This window comes from Streptomyces sp. NPDC088147, assembly GCF_044741565.1.
In the GTDB taxonomy this organism is placed as follows: domain Bacteria; phylum Actinomycetota; class Actinomycetes; order Streptomycetales; family Streptomycetaceae; genus Streptomyces.
Window position 1 is genome coordinate 303,949 of sequence record NZ_JBIUSY010000002.1, and the last position, 15,500, is coordinate 319,448.

Annotated in this window: 11 protein-coding genes; 1 reads left to right on the forward strand and 10 read right to left on the reverse strand. The window is 72.4% G+C overall.

What is annotated here, in order from left to right; genetic code table 11:
* Nucleotides 1-59 precede the first annotated feature (59 nt).
* Nucleotides 60-464: a globin gene (locus tag ACIOGX_RS06695; RefSeq protein WP_356508384.1), complete on the reverse strand. Its 405-nt coding sequence runs from the start codon at nt 462-464 to the stop codon at nt 60-62.
* A 144-nt stretch (nt 465-608) separates the two neighbouring features.
* On the opposite strand from ACIOGX_RS06695, the gene ACIOGX_RS06700 reads away from it, so the two are divergent.
* Complete coding sequence (locus ACIOGX_RS06700) at nt 609-1,682, forward strand: methyltransferase domain-containing protein (protein WP_384762990.1); 1,074 nt, start codon at nt 609-611, stop codon at nt 1,680-1,682.
* On the opposite strand, the gene ACIOGX_RS06705 is transcribed toward ACIOGX_RS06700, so the two are convergent.
* From ACIOGX_RS06705 to ACIOGX_RS06745, 9 genes are all read right to left on the reverse strand, one after another.
* Nucleotides 1,663-2,910: an FHA domain-containing protein gene (locus ACIOGX_RS06705; RefSeq protein ID WP_401910906.1), complete on the reverse strand. Its 1,248-nt coding sequence runs from the start codon at nt 2,908-2,910 to the stop codon at nt 1,663-1,665. The genes ACIOGX_RS06700 and ACIOGX_RS06705 overlap by 20 nt on opposite strands.
* Before the next feature lie 129 nt (nt 2,911-3,039).
* Nucleotides 3,040-4,398 carry a VWA domain-containing protein gene (locus ACIOGX_RS06710; RefSeq protein ID WP_401765133.1) on the reverse strand — a complete coding sequence of 453 codons (1,359 nt, stop codon included), beginning with the start codon at nt 4,396-4,398 and terminating at the stop codon, nt 3,040-3,042.
* A 127-nt stretch (nt 4,399-4,525) separates the two neighbouring features.
* On the reverse strand, nt 4,526-6,082 hold the full coding sequence (locus ACIOGX_RS06715) for a PP2C family serine/threonine-protein phosphatase (RefSeq protein ID WP_401910908.1): 1,557 nt from the start codon (nt 6,080-6,082) through the stop codon (nt 4,526-4,528).
* 3 nt (nt 6,083-6,085) lie between these two features.
* On the reverse strand, nt 6,086-8,875 hold the full coding sequence (locus ACIOGX_RS06720; protein WP_401910911.1) for a tetratricopeptide repeat protein: 2,790 nt from the start codon (nt 8,873-8,875) through the stop codon (nt 6,086-6,088).
* Between the two features lie 112 nt (nt 8,876-8,987).
* Nucleotides 8,988-10,319 (reverse strand): hypothetical protein, encoded by a 1,332-nt coding sequence (locus tag ACIOGX_RS06725; protein ID WP_356508372.1) that lies wholly within the window; start codon nt 10,317-10,319, stop codon nt 8,988-8,990.
* A 106-nt stretch (nt 10,320-10,425) separates the two neighbouring features.
* Complete coding sequence (locus ACIOGX_RS06730; protein WP_356508370.1) at nt 10,426-11,484, reverse strand: glutamate ABC transporter substrate-binding protein; 1,059 nt, start codon at nt 11,482-11,484, stop codon at nt 10,426-10,428.
* Nucleotides 11,485-11,495: 11 nt separating this feature from the next.
* On the reverse strand, nt 11,496-12,863 hold the full coding sequence (locus ACIOGX_RS06735; protein ID WP_383960564.1) for a hypothetical protein: 1,368 nt from the start codon (nt 12,861-12,863) through the stop codon (nt 11,496-11,498).
* A gap of 353 nt (nt 12,864-13,216) precedes the next feature.
* On the reverse strand, nt 13,217-14,227 hold the full coding sequence (locus ACIOGX_RS06740; protein WP_387011645.1) for an N-acetylglucosamine kinase: 1,011 nt from the start codon (nt 14,225-14,227) through the stop codon (nt 13,217-13,219).
* Between the two features lie 2 nt (nt 14,228-14,229).
* Nucleotides 14,230-15,495: a 6-phospho-beta-glucosidase gene (locus tag ACIOGX_RS06745; protein ID WP_401765145.1), complete on the reverse strand. Its 1,266-nt coding sequence runs from the start codon at nt 15,493-15,495 to the stop codon at nt 14,230-14,232.
* Nucleotides 15,496-15,500 lie beyond the last annotated feature (5 nt).

Genomic DNA, 15,500 nt, shown 5'->3' on the forward strand with positions numbered 1-15,500 from the left:
GGACAACGGCGTAAGGACATCGACGTCAGGACATCGACGTCAGGACATCGCGGAGGAGGTCAGCCCGCGGCGTTCACCATGGAGGCGGCGGCGTAGGTGAGGTAGTCCCACAGCTGCCGCTGGTGCGCCTCGGAGAGCCCCAGCTCCTCGACGGCCACCCGCATGTGCTTGAGCCAGGCGTCGTGCGCGGCGCTGTCCACCGTGAACGGAGCGTGGCGCATCCGCAGCCGGGGGTGGCCCCGGTTGTCGCTGTAGGTGCGGGGGCCGCCCCAGTACTGCATCAGGAAGAGCGCGAGCCGCTCCTCGGCGGGGCCCAGATCCTCCTCCGGGTACATCGGCCGCAGCAGCGGATCCTCGGCCACCCCCTGGTAGAACCGGTGGACCAGGCGCCGGAAGGTCTCCTCGCCGCCGACCTGCTCGTAGAAGGTCTGCTCCTGAAGCGTGCCCCGCGGAATCTCGTTCACCTGTCCATGGTCTCAGACGGACCGGCGGAGGACCTCGGCCCTAGGACCACCCGCCACGACCCCCTTACAGCGGCTGTCCGAATACTGGCGCGCAGATGCCAAGGCCCACTCGCTTCCCGGCCGCTCACCCAGGACAGTGGAGGGATGGGTGCACACCGGGAGGACGTGTACGGGCCGGACGAGGCGGATGTCGCCGACGCACGCGCCGGGCTGATCCGGGAGATCGCGGTGACCGGGGCGCTCGACGACCCGGCCTGGCGGGAGGCGTTCGAGGCGGTTCCGCGCCATCTCTTCGTGCCGTACTACTTCGTCGGCCGCCCCGGTGGCTACGACCGGCTGTGGAGGGGCGACCCCGACCCGGTGCGGCGCCGGCGCTGGCTGCGCGGGGCGTACGTGGACGGGCCTCTCGCGACCCGGGTGCGCGACGGCGAGCTGATCTCGTCCAGCAGCCAGCCCTCGCTGATGGCCCGGATGCTGGTGGAGCTGGACGTACGGGACGGGGACCGCGTCCTGGAGATCGGCGCGGGCAGCGGCTACAACGCGGCCCTGCTCTGTCACCGGCTGGGCGACGAACTCGTCACCACCGTCGATGTCGACCCGGAGATCACCGAGTCCGCCCGCAGCCATCTCGCGGCGGCCGGCTACCGGCCCGCCGTCATCACCGGTGACGGCGGGCGCGGCTGCCCGGAGCGCGCTCCGTTCGACCGGATCATCGCGACCTGCACCCTGCCGTCGGTGCCGACGGCCTGGTTGTCGCAGTGCCGGCCGGGGGCGCGGATCCTGGCGCCGCTCGCCACCGGGCTGATCAGCCTCCGGGTCGGGAAGGCTGCCCACGGGAACGGCGCACAGGGGGGTGGCGGGAGAGGGCGCGGCGAAGGAGAGCGCGGCACCTGCGCGGAGGGGCACTTCCTGAACACCGCCGCCTACTTCGTACCGCTGCGGGGCGTGCCGGGGAGCACGGCCCTGGCACGCCGGCCCCTCGGCGGACTGCCGAGGCGCGCGAGCGAGAACGAACTCTTCCGCTTCCTGCTGACCCTGACCTCGGGCAGCCTGGATCCGCACGAGGCGCTCTCCCTGTGGGAGCGTGAGCGCCACCCGGAGCGGGAACGGTTCGGCGTCACCCTCACCGCCGGCCGCCAGTGGGCCTGGCTGGACGACCCGGCGGGGCCGTACGTATGGCCCCTGAGCCCGGGTGGCGTCAGCCCCGGCGGATCGTGATCGTCGTCCAGGCGCCGACATGTACCCGGTCGCCGTCCTTGAGCGGGACGGGGACATAGGGCTGTATCGGATCCTCGGCTCCGTTGAGCGTGGTGCCGTTGGTCGAGTTCTGGTCGACCACGGCCCAGCTGCCGTCCGGCTGGTGGACCAGGATCGCGTGCTGGTGCGAGACGCCCGGGTCCTCCGGCGGGACGGACAGGTCGATCTCCGGCGACTCGCCTGTGGAGTGCCTGCGGCGGCCGATCGAGACCTGGTTCCCGGCCAGCGGCAGACGCTGCTCGGGGGAGTACGCCGGCAGATTCAGCCCGGTGGCCTCGGGGCCGCTGCGCTGCATCATCGCCATGAAGTACTCACGGTCGGGGCCGATGACCGCCGTCCAGCCGGCCGGCGCCTGCTGGTACTGCCGCATCGGGTCGTGCTGCTGGGGCACCTGCGCCGGTGCGTGCGGCTGCGACTGCTGCGACTGCTGTGACGAATGCGACTGTTGCTGTGAGTGCGGAGCCTGGGGGGCCTGAGGAGCCTGAGGGACCTGGGGAGCGTGAGGCTGGGCCGGGGCCGACATGCCCGAGGGCGGCGGCAGCATCCAGTCGTCGTCACCGGCCGGCCGCGCGGGCGAGGGCGACCGCGGGGCGGCGGACTGCTGCTGGAAGGCGGGCGGAGGCGGCGGCCCCTGCTGCTGATACGGCGGCGGGGGCGGCGGTCCCTGCTGGTGGTGCGGGCTCTGCGGCGAGGGCGACGGCGGAGGCGGAGGCGGCGAGTGCGGCGACGCCGGCTCGGACGACAGCGGTTCGGCGGGCCGGTTCAGCTGCGAGGGCCGCGAACTCTGGTACTCGTACGGATCGTGCGGCCGGGGCGGCTGCTGGGCCTGGAAGCCCGGCGGCAGGTTCAGCCCGGGAATGGGACTGCTGGTGCCACCGGGGCCACCGGGGCCCGGCTGCGGGGCCAGCGGGGTGTACGACGTCGCCGTGTTCGTCAGGAAGTTCCAGCGGCACTCCTCGCAGAACGGAGCCATCGGCTCGCGTGGAGTGCGGCACTGCGGGCACAGTTCGGCCTGGGCGGTGGCGCCGGGGCCGGGCCCCGGCGGATAGCCGTAGCCGGGCGCGGGCGGCGGCGGGGGAGGCGGCGGTGGTACGGCACCCGTGGGAGCGCCAGGACCGGCCATGCGATGGCCGCAGACCTCGCACCAGTCGTCGGAACCCGACTGGTGTCCGTTCGGGCAGGTCGGCATGTCGGCGCTTCCCCCTCTCCTCGTCCGGCCCGCAGGCCGCCGTTCTCTGTGTCTCCGTGCCGCGGACTCTTCGCTACGCGGATGCTTCGTGACGCGGGTACTTCGTGACGCGGGTGCTTCGTTAAGCGGTTACCTCTTGACGCGAACGGTCTTGGTGGAACGCGTTTCGAGTGTCATCTCGTCCGCGTCCGCGACCTTCGCCTTCAGTCGCACAGTACCTGTCGCCGCGTCGACGACGTCCACCACCTTCGAAAGCAATTTCGCGGTATCGGCGTTGCCCGACGACGCGGCGAGCTGCACCGCACGTCCCAGTTTCGCGGTCGCGCCGTCGAAATCGCCCGACTTACGCGCATCCAGACCCTGTTGGATGACTTGCGCCAGTTCGGCTTGACCCGTGTAGTGCGCGACCTGGGGGTTTATCGAGGTGGAGGCCGCCATGTCGTCCGTCCACACCGCCCGTACCAGCCCCTGCGACAGCACCTCGGGGGCTCCGCCGCCCTGCGAGGGGAGGATCAGCGAGACCCGCGCGGCCAGCATCTCCTGGCCGATACCGGCCTCCGGAACCCGTACAGACACGTGGTAATCGCGCGATTCGTCGCCCCAGGACCCGGTGGGATAGTCCCCGGCCCGCGGCCCCGCCTCCGTGCGCCGGCCGGTCAGGTCCTCGACCGTGGGCGCCACCTGCTTGACGAAGGTGATCTCCACGCCGACGGGTGTCCACATCCGCAGCGCCACATCCGCGATCTCCTTGCCCATCGCGTTCTCCATCATGGTGGTGAAATCCGCGGCCAGGCCGGCCGGATCGGCGACGATGTCGGCGCTCCCGAGCAGCGCGGAGGCGATGCCCGTGACCTCCTTGACCTCCCAGTCCGTGCCGACACCGCGGGCGTCACAGGTGAACCGTCCCGCGCAGGAGTCGAGCGCGGCCCTCAGATCCTCCGGCGCCTCGTGCTCGTTGCGCCCGTCGGTGAGCAGGATGCCGTGCCGGATGGGGACATCGGCCGTGGCCAGCAGCCGGTCGGCGAGCCGGAGCCAGGTCCCGATCGCCGTACCGCCGCCCGCGCTCAGCCGGCGCAGCGCCTCCTTGGCCTGGGCTCTGGTCTGTCTGTCGGCGACCGCGAGTCTGCCGTTGCCCGGGTAGACCTCCTTCGCCACATGCGTACCGCCGACGATCGCGAAGGCGACGCCGTCGCGCAGGGTGTCGACGGCCGCGGCCGTGGCGTCGCGCGCGTTGCGCATCTTCGTCGGCGGATAGTCCATGGACCCCGAACAGTCGACCATGATCACCACGGCCGCGTTCGGGCTGTACCCGGGAAGGACGGAGGGTGTGGACGAGGCTCCCGCCAGTGGCACTCCGCCGGTGGTGCCGCCCCCTGTCGAGGTGACCGTGACGATCGCGCTGACCTCGCGCCCGCCTTCCGGCAGGTATTCGTTCTGGTACACGTCGACGGAGAACTGCGGCACGTTCGACTTGGAGAAGTTCGCCATCTGTATCGGCTCCTTGACGCTCCACACAGCAGAGACAAGTCAGTGAAAGGGGCAGTAAAAGATCTTCAATTGATCAGTAATCGGTCAGTTCTGGGGCATGCGTGATCGAGAGCGGGCAGAGCGGGAATCACGCCGAGTTGTAGGCGGATCCTGCCCCTTGCGGTGGCAGGGCGAACGGCAGCACCGCCACTGTTACGTTGTCGTGGCCCCCGCCGTCGAGCGCGTGCCCGACCAGTACCTGGGCGGCGTGCAGCGGCCGTCGCGCCGCGTCGGCCGGCAGGGCCCTGGCCATCTCGTCGGCGCCCTCCGCGTAGTTCCACAGACCGTCCGTGCAGACCACCACCACACCGGGGCGGTCCGGCTTGAACGAGGCGGTGTGCGGCTCCAGTTCGTACGCGTCGGCGCCGAGCCAGCCGGTGATGGCGTGGGCGCGGGCGTCCGCGTACGCCTCCGCCTCGTTCATCAGGCCCGCCGCGACCATCTGCGCGGCCCAGGAGTCGTCCTCGGTGAGCCGGGCGGGCGGGCCGCCGCGGTCGTCCGGGATCCAGTACGCCCTGCTGTCGCCGATCCAGCCGACGACCAGCAGGCCGCCCGCGACCACCGCGCCGACGATGGTGCACGCGGGGGCGTTCTGGTGGCGGTGCGGGTCGTGCTCCATCCCGCCGCCCGGGGTCGTGGCGAGGGCGTTGACCGCCTCGGCCGCGACGACGATCGCGTCGTGCATCGACTGCTGCGGATGCGTCCCGCGCTCCAGCGCGGCCAGCAGGGACTCGTTCGCCGAGGAGGCCGCCGCGGCCGAGGCCTCGTCGGGGCGGGTCGCGGACGACACGCCGTCGCAGACGACCGCGACCACGGCGGGGGAGCCGTCCGGCAGAGCGGCCGACGACACGGCGAACGCGTCCTCGTTGCGGTGATGACGCAGCCCGCGGTCGCTGACGGCCGCCACCGCGCCCAACTCCTGCTCCACATGGTCGCGTTCACGCGGCTGGGCGTGTCCGCAGTTCTCGCAGTAGCCGTCCGTGTCGACCCGTCCGGCCCGGCAGGCGACACAGAGCTTGCCGCCGGGCGACAGTACGGCGCCGGGGTCCACGGTGCGCGGATCGGCGGCGTCCGGGTTCGGGCTCTCCGGGCGGGCGCTCTCCTCGTTCGTGCCCTCCGGGCCCGCGGTCCCCTGGTTCGTGTTCTCCTGGCCCGCACTCTCCTGGTTCGCGTAGTCGCGCGCCGCGCTGTCCCAGACCACGGCCGCGGGCGCGGCGGGCGCGGGCAGCTCGAAGTCACCTGGATGGGCGGGCAGCCGTGAGCCGCTCGACTCCAGCCCCACCAGTTCCTCCGGCAGATGCAGAGGCGCGGGTGTGCCGGAACTGTCGGTCCCGGTGACCGTGGGCCACTCCACACCGGCCGCCGGAGCACCGGCCGCCGGAGCACCGGCCGCCGGAGCACCGGCCGCCGGAGCGCCCGCCGCCGGAGCGCCCGCCGCGGCGTCGGGCACCGTGCTGTCGGGCACCCTGGCCTCGGGCTCCGCCGGTCCCACGCCCTTCATCACGAGGGTGGGTCTGTCGTCCGGGCGCGGTGGCACGACCGACAGGTCGTAACCGCACGCGCCGCAGAACAGGTCGCCGGACTCCAGCGGCTCCTCGCAGCTGGGGCAGGTCGGCAGCTGCGCCGACTTGGGTTTCTGGGACATCAATCACACCCACGTCCGGGGGCGGAAACGGTTGGCCCGCTCCACCAGTTCGATCCTTTCCTCGCCGCGCTGAGCGAGCCGGGCGAGTACCCGGTAGGAGCGTTCCAGTCCGAAACGCAGCCCACGCTCGTCCAGTTCGCTGCCGAGCAGTACGGCCCGCACCGGACGGGAGCCGGGACTACCGGAGAGTACCCAGTCCAGGGCCGTCCCCAGTACCTCTGTCGACAACCGCTCGCGCCGCACCGCGTCCAGACCGAACTGCTGGAGCGCGGAGACCTGATGGGCGGCCGCCGTCAGATCGTCGATCAGCGGGGGCTCCTGGCCGGTGCCGACGGCCGCCGCCCGCGCGCCGCGCTCCCGCAGTCTGGCCCGTACGGCCGCGACCCGCGCCGCCGTGTAGTGGATCGATGCCTCGGGCACGGACTCCAGGGACCGTACGGCACCGGCCCGGTCACCGGCGGCCAGCTGCACCCGGGCGAGACCGAACGCCGCGCTGACATAGCTCGGGTCGGTCGTCCAGACGAGACGGTAGTACTCGGCGGCGTTGTCCAGCTGGCCGAGCACCTCGGCGCAGACGCCCAGCGCCAGCTTCGGGGCCGGCTCGCCGGGGAACGCGTCGTATATCGCGTCGAAGGAGAGCGCCGCGGTCTCGTGGTCGCCCGTGGAGAGCGAGGCGACGCCCCGGTACCAGACGACCCGCCAGTCATCCGGACGCCGCTCCTCCAGAGCGGCCAACGACGCGGCGGCCGTGGCCAGTTCCCCCATCTCCAGCCGGGCGCGCAGCTCGCGCAGTCCGCGCTCGACGGAGTCGGCGGGGGCGGCGGCCAGCGCGGTGATCAGCTCGGCGGGGGCCGAGGCCAGCAGACCGGCGAGGAATCCGGCGTTCGGATCGTTCGGATCGACTCTCGGTACGGGCAGCGCCAGCGCGATCGCCCGGGTGTCGAGCGGCGCGAGCCGGGGCACACCGGGGCCCGCGGCGCCCGCAGATCCCGTCGTCGTACCCGCGGCGCTCGTACCCGGGGTGCTCGTACCGAGGACGCCCGCCGTGCCCGGGGCCGCCTCCGCGCGGGGCGCCGGCAGATACGGCGGGGCCGCCGGGGCGAGCCCACCGGCCCCTGGAACGCCGGGCCGTGCGCCCGGCGCGGGGAGCGCGACCGCCCCGGCCCCGGCGCCCGGCGGCAGGACCGGCGCGGCTCCCGTCCCGTCGCCGCCCGCGAGAGCGGGCCCCGCCGCCTCCGTTCTGGCGCGTCGGCCGAACAGACCGCCTCCCCGGGCCCGTTCGGGACGCGCCCCCAGCCGTGAGACCTCCTCGGTCAGCTCCGCGAACAGCTCCGTGTCCGTGACCCGCAGCTCGGGACCGAACAGCGTCGACAGCGACGGACGCGGACGCCCCGTCTGTAGCGCCACCACCTCCCGCAGCACGCCCGTCAGCTGCTCCGCCATCTCCTGCGCCGACGAGAACCGGCGCGCCGGATCCGGGTCCGTCGCGCGGACCAGCAGCCGGTAGAAGGACTCGTACGTCCGGAAGACCTCGATGTGCTCCGGGTCCGGAAGCGAGTCCGCGAACACGTTGGTGTAGCCCTGGAAATCGAAGGTCAGCACCGCCAGGGTGCGGGCGACCGTGTAGAGATCGGAGGCCACCGACGGGCCGACCTCCGCGACCTCGGGCGCCTGGTAGCCGACGGTGCCGTAGATCGCCGACTCGTTGTCGTCCGTCCTGCGGACCGCGCCCATGTCGATGAGCTTGAGCTGGTCCTCGGTCTGGATCGCGTTGTCGACCTTGAAGTCGCAGTAGAGCAGATTGCGGCTGTGCAGATGGCCGAGCGCCTCCAGCGCCTCGATCCCGTACGCGCACGCCTGCTCCACCGGCAGCGGATCGCGCCTGCCCGCCGCGGTGCGCCGCTCGTTGGCGATCTCCTTCAGCGATTTGCCGCCGACGTACTCCATGACTATGTAGCCGTCCATGGAGCCGGTCCGCTGGTCGAGATGCTCCACGAAGTTGTAGATACGGACGATGTTGGAGTGCTCGATCTCCGCGAGGAAGCGGCGCTCGGAGATCGCCGCTTCCATGGCGTCCTGGTCGCCGGTGTCCAGCAGGCCCTTGAGCACCACCCAGCGGTCCGAGACCGCGCGGTCGATCGCGAGATAGACCCAGCCGAGACCGCCGTGGGCCAGACACCCCACCACCTCGTACTGGCCGTGCACGATATTGCCCTCGTGCAGCTTCGGCACGAACGAGTACGGGTGCCCGCACTTGGTGCAGAACCCTTCCGTCCGCCCCGGCCGGTCCCCGCGCGCACGGCCCACCGGCGCACCGCAGTCCGAGCGCGAGCAGAACCGCTTGCGCTCGGGCACTTCCGGATGGTCCATCACCGCGGAGCGCGGGTCGGGGCGCGGCACGTCCGGTACGGAGACGAGGCCCGCGCCGAGGCGGTTACGGCCCGACGCGGCCGTGGACGAGCCGGAGCTGCGGACCGACACCGACTGGGTCGACAGCCGCCCGGACAGCGTGCGCGAGAGGCGGCCCGAGACCGAGCGCCGGGACGTGGACGAGCGTGAGGAGCTCCGCGAGGAGGCCCGTGCGGAGGAGCCGGACGACGAGCGCGAGGACGCGCCACGGCCGGAACCGCTGCTCCGGCCGCCGCCCGTGATGCCGGTGGGCGGCGAGGACAGCGAGCCGTTGGGCGAGACGACGGGCGCCAGACCACAGGTGTCGCAGTACAGCTCACCGCCGCCCATGTCCTCGTACGAACCCTCGCAGCCGGGGCGCTGGCATGCGTTCGTCCCGCTCATCTGTCCCCCCGTCGACCCGTGGACGCCGGCATCTCCGTCGCGTCCCGCTCCCTCGTCCGTCCCCCGGGTCCTGACCGCCCGCAGGTCAGGCCCGTCACCGCGCACCGCTCCGTCATGTGTCCCCCCTGTGGCCGGCGGAGCCGGGCCCGCGGGGGACCAGCACGTCCGCCGCCGCCCGCTGATAGCGCAGCACCGCCTCCTCGGCCACGCGCAGATCACAGGGCGCGCTCCACAGCATCCGGCGCGCCGCGTCGTACCGCTCGATCAGCACCGGATCCTCGGCCAGTCCGTGCCGGGCGACCTTCGCCTTGTACGCGTCCAGCCGGCCGCGCAGCTCCGCGCGGACCGCGAGCGGTGCCGTGACCGCCGTCAAGGACTCGCGGGCCCGCAGCAGCTCGTCCTCGGCGTCCCGCTCCAGTGACTCCAGGAGCGGCGAGAGCCGGTGCCACTGCGCGTGTCTGCGGTACTCGGCGGCGGTCGAGAGCCGTTCCTGGAGGGCCGTCGGCGGACCGCTCACCGCGGGCACCTCGGTGGCGGCGATCTTCGCCAGCACCTCGCCGCGGGCCGACCGGGCCTCGGTGAGCGTACGGTCCGCGCGCGACAGTACGTCCCGCAGCCGCATCAGCCGTTCCTCGGAGTCCTGGCGCACCCGCAGGACCGCCTCGATCTCGCGCCGTACGTCCTCCAGCGCGCGGGCGGCCCGGTCGTAGCGCTCGGTGTCGGGACGGCCGCCGCCGGGCGCCGAACTGCCGGGGCCGGGCCGCCAGAACGCCAGCGGATCGGAGATCACCTGGTCGCGCAGCGTGCTCAGTTCCTGAGTGATCGACTCCAGATCGTCGCCGGCCGGATGCTCGCCGGGCCGTACGCCGACGGAGTGCGCCAGCGAGCGGGTGCGCCGCAGCTCCGCGGAGAGCAGATCGATGCGTGCGGGCAGCGCGGACCACACCGAGTCCGCGGCCACGACCATGTCCAGGGACGACGCGTACAGCTCGTTCATCCTGGCCACCAGCTCCGCGAGCGTGAAGCGCTCGGAGAGCTTCGCCGGGCCGGTGAGGGACGCGGGCAGCTGTCCCGCGGCGCCCGCGACCACGACACCGCGGCCGCGCAGCGTCTCCGTCAGCTCCAGCAGGTCGTCGCGATGGGGCCAGCGCCGTCTGGCGCGTGCCTCACGGGCCCTGTTCAGCGCCGCGGTGTAGCTGTCGAAGTACGTCCACAGGAGCGTGATCGACAGTTCGGCGGCGGCCCAGCGGTCCTTGGTGACACCGGTCAGGTCGGCGCCTTCGAGGAGTCTGCGGCCCGCGTGGTCCTGGAGGGCGAGCAGCGAGGTCTCGATCGCCTCGTACTCCGCTTCGAGGCGTGACAGGGCGCGGTCCACCTCGTCCCGGTCCATCACCGGTCCCGGTGGCCTCCCCGTCGAGTCGGGGAAGGAACCCGTGACGCTCATCGCTCACCTCTCCGCTCGTCATCTTCGGCCCTGCCGGAACGCCGGCCGGCGCACCGCGTGTCCGCGGGTCGTCGGCCCTCGGCCTCGGACCTCGGTTCTCGGCCCGTCAGTCCTTGTAGGCGGCTGTGGGCGGCTTCGTGATGCCCGGCAGCCCCGCCGCCAGCCACCGCTTGTACGACGTCATCCAGGGGCTGTTGGGCCCGCCCGCGCGGTACTCCTCCAGCACGTGGTTCACCCGGCGCACCAGATCGTCGTTGCCGAGCTTGGCGGCGACACCGTAGTACTCCGGCTTGAGCGGCTTCCCGCGCAGCTCGACCGCCGGGTCCTGGGCCGCCTGGCCGGCCGCGAGGGCGTTGTCCGTCATCAGCGCGTCGACCTCGCCCAACTGGAGCCGGACCAGGCAGTCGAGCTGGTTGGGCACCGTCAACTGGTCCTTGTCCGAAGGCTTCCCCTCATTCGCGTCCTCGTATATCGCGCCGAACGACTCGCTCTTCAGTGTCTCGTTCGCGATCGAACCCTCGGCCGTGCAGACCCGCTTCCCGGCCAGGGATGTGTCGTATCCCTTGATGGCCGACCCCTTCGGGACCAGTATCTGCTGGCCCGTCTGGAAGTAGGCGGTGGAGAAGGAGACGTCCTCGAGCCGGTCGCAGGTGATCGTCATCGTCCGGACGACCAGGTCCACCGTGCCACTCTTCAGCGCCTCGGTCCGCTGGTTGGTGGGGATGGTACGGAACACGATGGCGTCCGGACTGCCCAGTATGTCCGCCGCTATGGCCTTCGCCAGATCGATGTCGAAGCCCTCCAGATCGCCGGTGTCGGGGTTGCGGGCACCCCAGCGGTAGCTGTTCTGGTCGACTCCCACGATCAGCTTGCGGTCATCACCCGTACGGTCTCTGATCGCCTTGACGCCGGGGGCGTTGTTGTCGTCGACGGGCCGGAGACTGGCCTCCGGGGAGGGGCAGTCGTCGGCCTTCGCGGGCACGGCCGTGGCGATGCGCTGCTCGGAGCGCTCCGTCTCCTCCGAGGTCGTACGGGTCAGCGGCAGCAGGGTGACCGAGGCCGTCAGCACACAGGCGCCCGCCATGGCCGAGACTCCGCCCCAGCCGCGGAGCCCGCGGAACGGGCCGGGGCCGCGGGACCGGCGCGGCCTGTCCGTCGAGGTCATCCCTCCCCCTCTCACCGGTACTCCGAAAGCCTGCGGCCGATCCCCAGGATCGCGCCCGCCGCGGCCACCAGCGCCAGCGCGCCGGCCCCGATCGCCAGACCGTTCAGCGCGCCGAGACCGTCCGAGGCGTAGGTGTCGAACTCCTTCTGCTCCAGATCGATCGCCAGCTTCAGCGACGAGTCCACCTGGCGGAAGGACTCGCCGGTGGAGCCCTTCGCCCCGGCCGCCGTGGGGTCCTTCGACCCGATCACCAGCGCCAGCGCGGTCTTGTAGTCACCGGTCTTGTCGGCCTTGCTGGCCAGGGCGTGGCGCTCGCGCCATTCCGCGACCGAGGCGATCGCGTCCTTCACCGGCGTACGGCCGTCGCTGTTGTCGGCGAGCCCCTCGGCCCTGCCGAGCGCGACGCTGAGCTTGTCCATGCCCGTGTTGTAATCCGTCTCGTACTTGTCCTTGTTGTCCTCGTTGAGGACGGCGCCCCTCGCGACCAGGGTGAGGTTCTCATTCGCGCGGGCCTTGAGCGAGTTGATCCGCGCGTCGTTGAGGACCTCCAACGACGCCTGGCCGTGCGTCTTCGCGTTGTCCAGCTCCGCGCGCGCGACGGTCTGCGCGGCGGCCAGCCAGAGCAGCAGGACCGTGGCGGCGGCGGTGGCGGCGAGCAGGCCGTGGTTGAACACGCGGTTCGTCCGCAGGTAGTTGCGCCGTTGCGCCCAGAAGAGAGCGCCGAACGCCAGCACCCCCAGCGCCGTGGAGACGAACGGCCACAGCCGCGCGTCGTCGTTGTCCGTCGCGAGCCGGTCGGTCTCCGCCGCGTACAGCTTCTCGGCGGCGGGCAGCAGTTCGTTGCTCATCAGCTGGTTCGCGTACCGCAGATAGGCGCCGCCCAGCGGCAGCCCCTGCCGGTTGTAGGCGCGGGCCTGCTCGATCAGGCCGGTGTAGCGCGGCAGTCCCTCGTTGAGCGTGGCGATCTGGCGGCCCGACTCACCGCTGTCGTCCGTGTGCGTGGCGGCCGTGATCAGCAGCCCCGACGCCGTCGTGATGTCCGTGCTGTACGTCTCGCGCACATCCGCGGGCTCCGGCGCGCCCGCCAGGAAGCCGCTCGCCGCGGCCGTGTCGGCGTCGGCCAGCGAGCGGTAGATGTCCGCCGCGTCCACGCTCAGCGGCTGACTGCGGTTCACCACGTCATCGGCGGCGGTGAACCGGTCCGACGCCTCCCAGGCCGTCACCGCCCCGAAGGCCACGACCAGCAGGGCCAGGGCCGCGCCGATGATCCGCAGCCGGCCGGGCTCGGTCGTCGCGGCGGCGCGCAGCCGCTCCGCGGTCTCGGCCCACGCCGCCCGGCGCGCGGGCACCTGGCCGGGCGGCGCGGCCGACGGCGGCATCGGCGGCCGCGTGGGCGCGTGCGGCGGAGCCGACGGTGGCGCGGAGCGCACATTCGACGGGTTTGTCACGTGACCTCCCCCTTGGTCATGGACGACGGCGGCCCGCCCCCTGCGGGCCGGGGGACAACTCCAGGTCAGCAGTATGGCCGGAGGTACTGACAACTACACCAGGATTGACTGGATCTTGTCCTTCCCGCGTCGGCCGCGGCGGGCCGGTCCCCCGCCGTCTTCCCGCCGTCTCCCCCTCATGAATACGCCGGAGCCCCGTGAGCGGTTCCCGTTCACGGGGCTTTCGTACGGGTGCGACGGCCCGGAGTCCGCGTGGCCGTCCGCGCCTCATGGGGCGGCCCGGGTCAGGCGTAATGCGCCCCGAGCCTGGCGTGCGCCTCCGCGCCCGCCCCCACCTGGTCGAGACCGAGCAGCGCGGCCCCCAGCACCGGCGGCGCCGTCACCACGCCGATGACCGCCTTGGGCGCCCTGGCCGCGAGCAACTCCGCGATCCGGTCGTCCAGTTGCGGATGACGGGCCGCCAGGACACTCCCGCCCAGCAGCACCGGCACCTCCTCGTCGAGCAGCCCGAGCTTGCCGAGCGCCACCGCGGCCAGGACGACGACCTCCTCGGCCAGCCGGTCGACCACGGAGTGGGCCACCGCGTCGCCCGCCGCGCTCGTCGCGAACAGCACCGGCGTCAGCTCATGCCTGCGCGTGAACGGGATATGACCCAGATGCAGCGCCTCGATCAGCTCGTACATCGAGCCGAGCCCGAAATGGCCGGGCAGCGTCCGCACCAGCTCCGTCGGCTCGCCGCGGCCGTCCTCGGCCCGCGCCGCGAACCACAGGGCCTCCTCCGCGAGACCCGAACCGCCGCCCCAGTCACCGGAGATCCGTCCGATCGCGGGGAACCGCGCGGTACGGCCGTCCGGCAGCATGCCCACGCAGTTGATGCCCGCGCCACAGACGACGGCCACGCCCCGCGGCTCCGCGCCGCTCGGCAGCCCGGCGCGCAGTATCGCGAAGGTGTCGTTGCGCACCTCTGTCGTACGCCCCCAGCCGCGCGCCTGCACGGCCTCGGCCAACTCCCGCTCCTCGACCGGGAGGTCGGCGTTGGCGAGACAGGCCGACACATGGCCGACGAGATCGCGCTCCGGCAGCCCCGCCGCCGAGGCGGCCTCGGCGACCGTCACCGCCAGCGCGTCGACCGCCGCCTCGATCCCGACGACCGGCGGCTGGAAGCCGCCCCCGCGGGCCGTGCCGAGCACCGAGCCGTCGGCGCCGATCACGGCCACATCGGTCTTGCTGTTCCCGGCGTCGACGGCCAGGACGCTCGCGCGCCCCACCGTCTCGCCGGCTGTGCTCACCGCCACGCTCACACCCACGCGAGATGCTCCCGGTTGTGGGCGATCAGCTGGTCGGTGAGCGCCTCGGCGTACTCGTACTGACCGATCAGCGGGTGTGCGAGCAGCGCCTTGAAGACCCGGTCCCGGCCGCCGTGCAGCGCGGCCTCCAGCGCCAGGTCCTCGTACGCCGTGACATTCGCGATCAGGCCCGCGTACAGCGGATCCAGCTCGGACACCGGGAGCGGCGCCGCGCCCGAGGTGTCCACCCGCGCCTGGACCTCGATCACCGCGTCGTCCGCCAGGAACGGCAGCGTGCCGTTGTTGTACGTGTTCACCACCTGGACGGGGCTGCCGCCGCCGCGCAGCAGCGAGGCGGCCAGATCCACCGCCGCCTCCGAATAGAAGGCGCCGCCGCGCTTGGACAGCAGCTCGGGCTTCTCGTCCAGCGTGGGGTCGCCGTACATCTCCAGCAGCTGCTTCTCCATCTCGGCCACCTCGGCGGCGCGGGACGGCTTGGTCCGCAGCTCCCGTACGACCTCGTCGTGCGCGTAGAAGTAGCGCAGATAGTACGAGGGCACGACCCCGAGCCGGTCCAGCACCGCGCGCGGCAGCCGCAGATCGGCGGCGAGCGAGTCGCCGTGCTCCGCCAGCAGCTTGGGCAGCAGATCGGCGCCGTCGGGGCCGCCGAGCCGTACACCGCGCTCCCAGGTCAGATGGTTCAGCCCCACATGCTCCAAGTAGACGTCGGAGGGCGCGACGTCCAGCAGCTTCGCGAACCTGCGCTGGAAACCGATCGCCACATTGCACAGTCCCACGGCCTTGTGACCGGCCTGGAGCAGCGCCCGGGTCACGATCCCCACCGGGTTGGTGAAGTCGATGATCCACGCGTCGGGGTTGGCGCGCCGCACCCGCTCGGCGATGTCGAGGACCACCGGGACCGTGCGCAGCGCCTTGGCGAGACCGCCCGCGCCCGTCGTCTCCTGTCCGACGCAGCCGCACTCCAGCGGCCAGGTCTCGTCCTGGTTGCGCGCGGCCTGTCCGCCGACCCGCAGCTGGAGCAGTACCGCGTCGGCGCCGGCGACGCCCGCGTCCACGTCCGAGGTGGTGGTGATACGGCCGGGATGGCCCTGCTTGGCGAAGATGCGCCGGGCCAGCCCCCCGACCAGTTCCAGACGGTCGGCCGCGGGGTCGACCAGGACGAGTTCCTCGATCGGCAGGGTGTCCCTCAACCGAGAGAATCCGTCGATGAGTTCGGGTGTGTAGGTCGATCCTCCGCCTACCACGGCGAGCTTCATGGTTC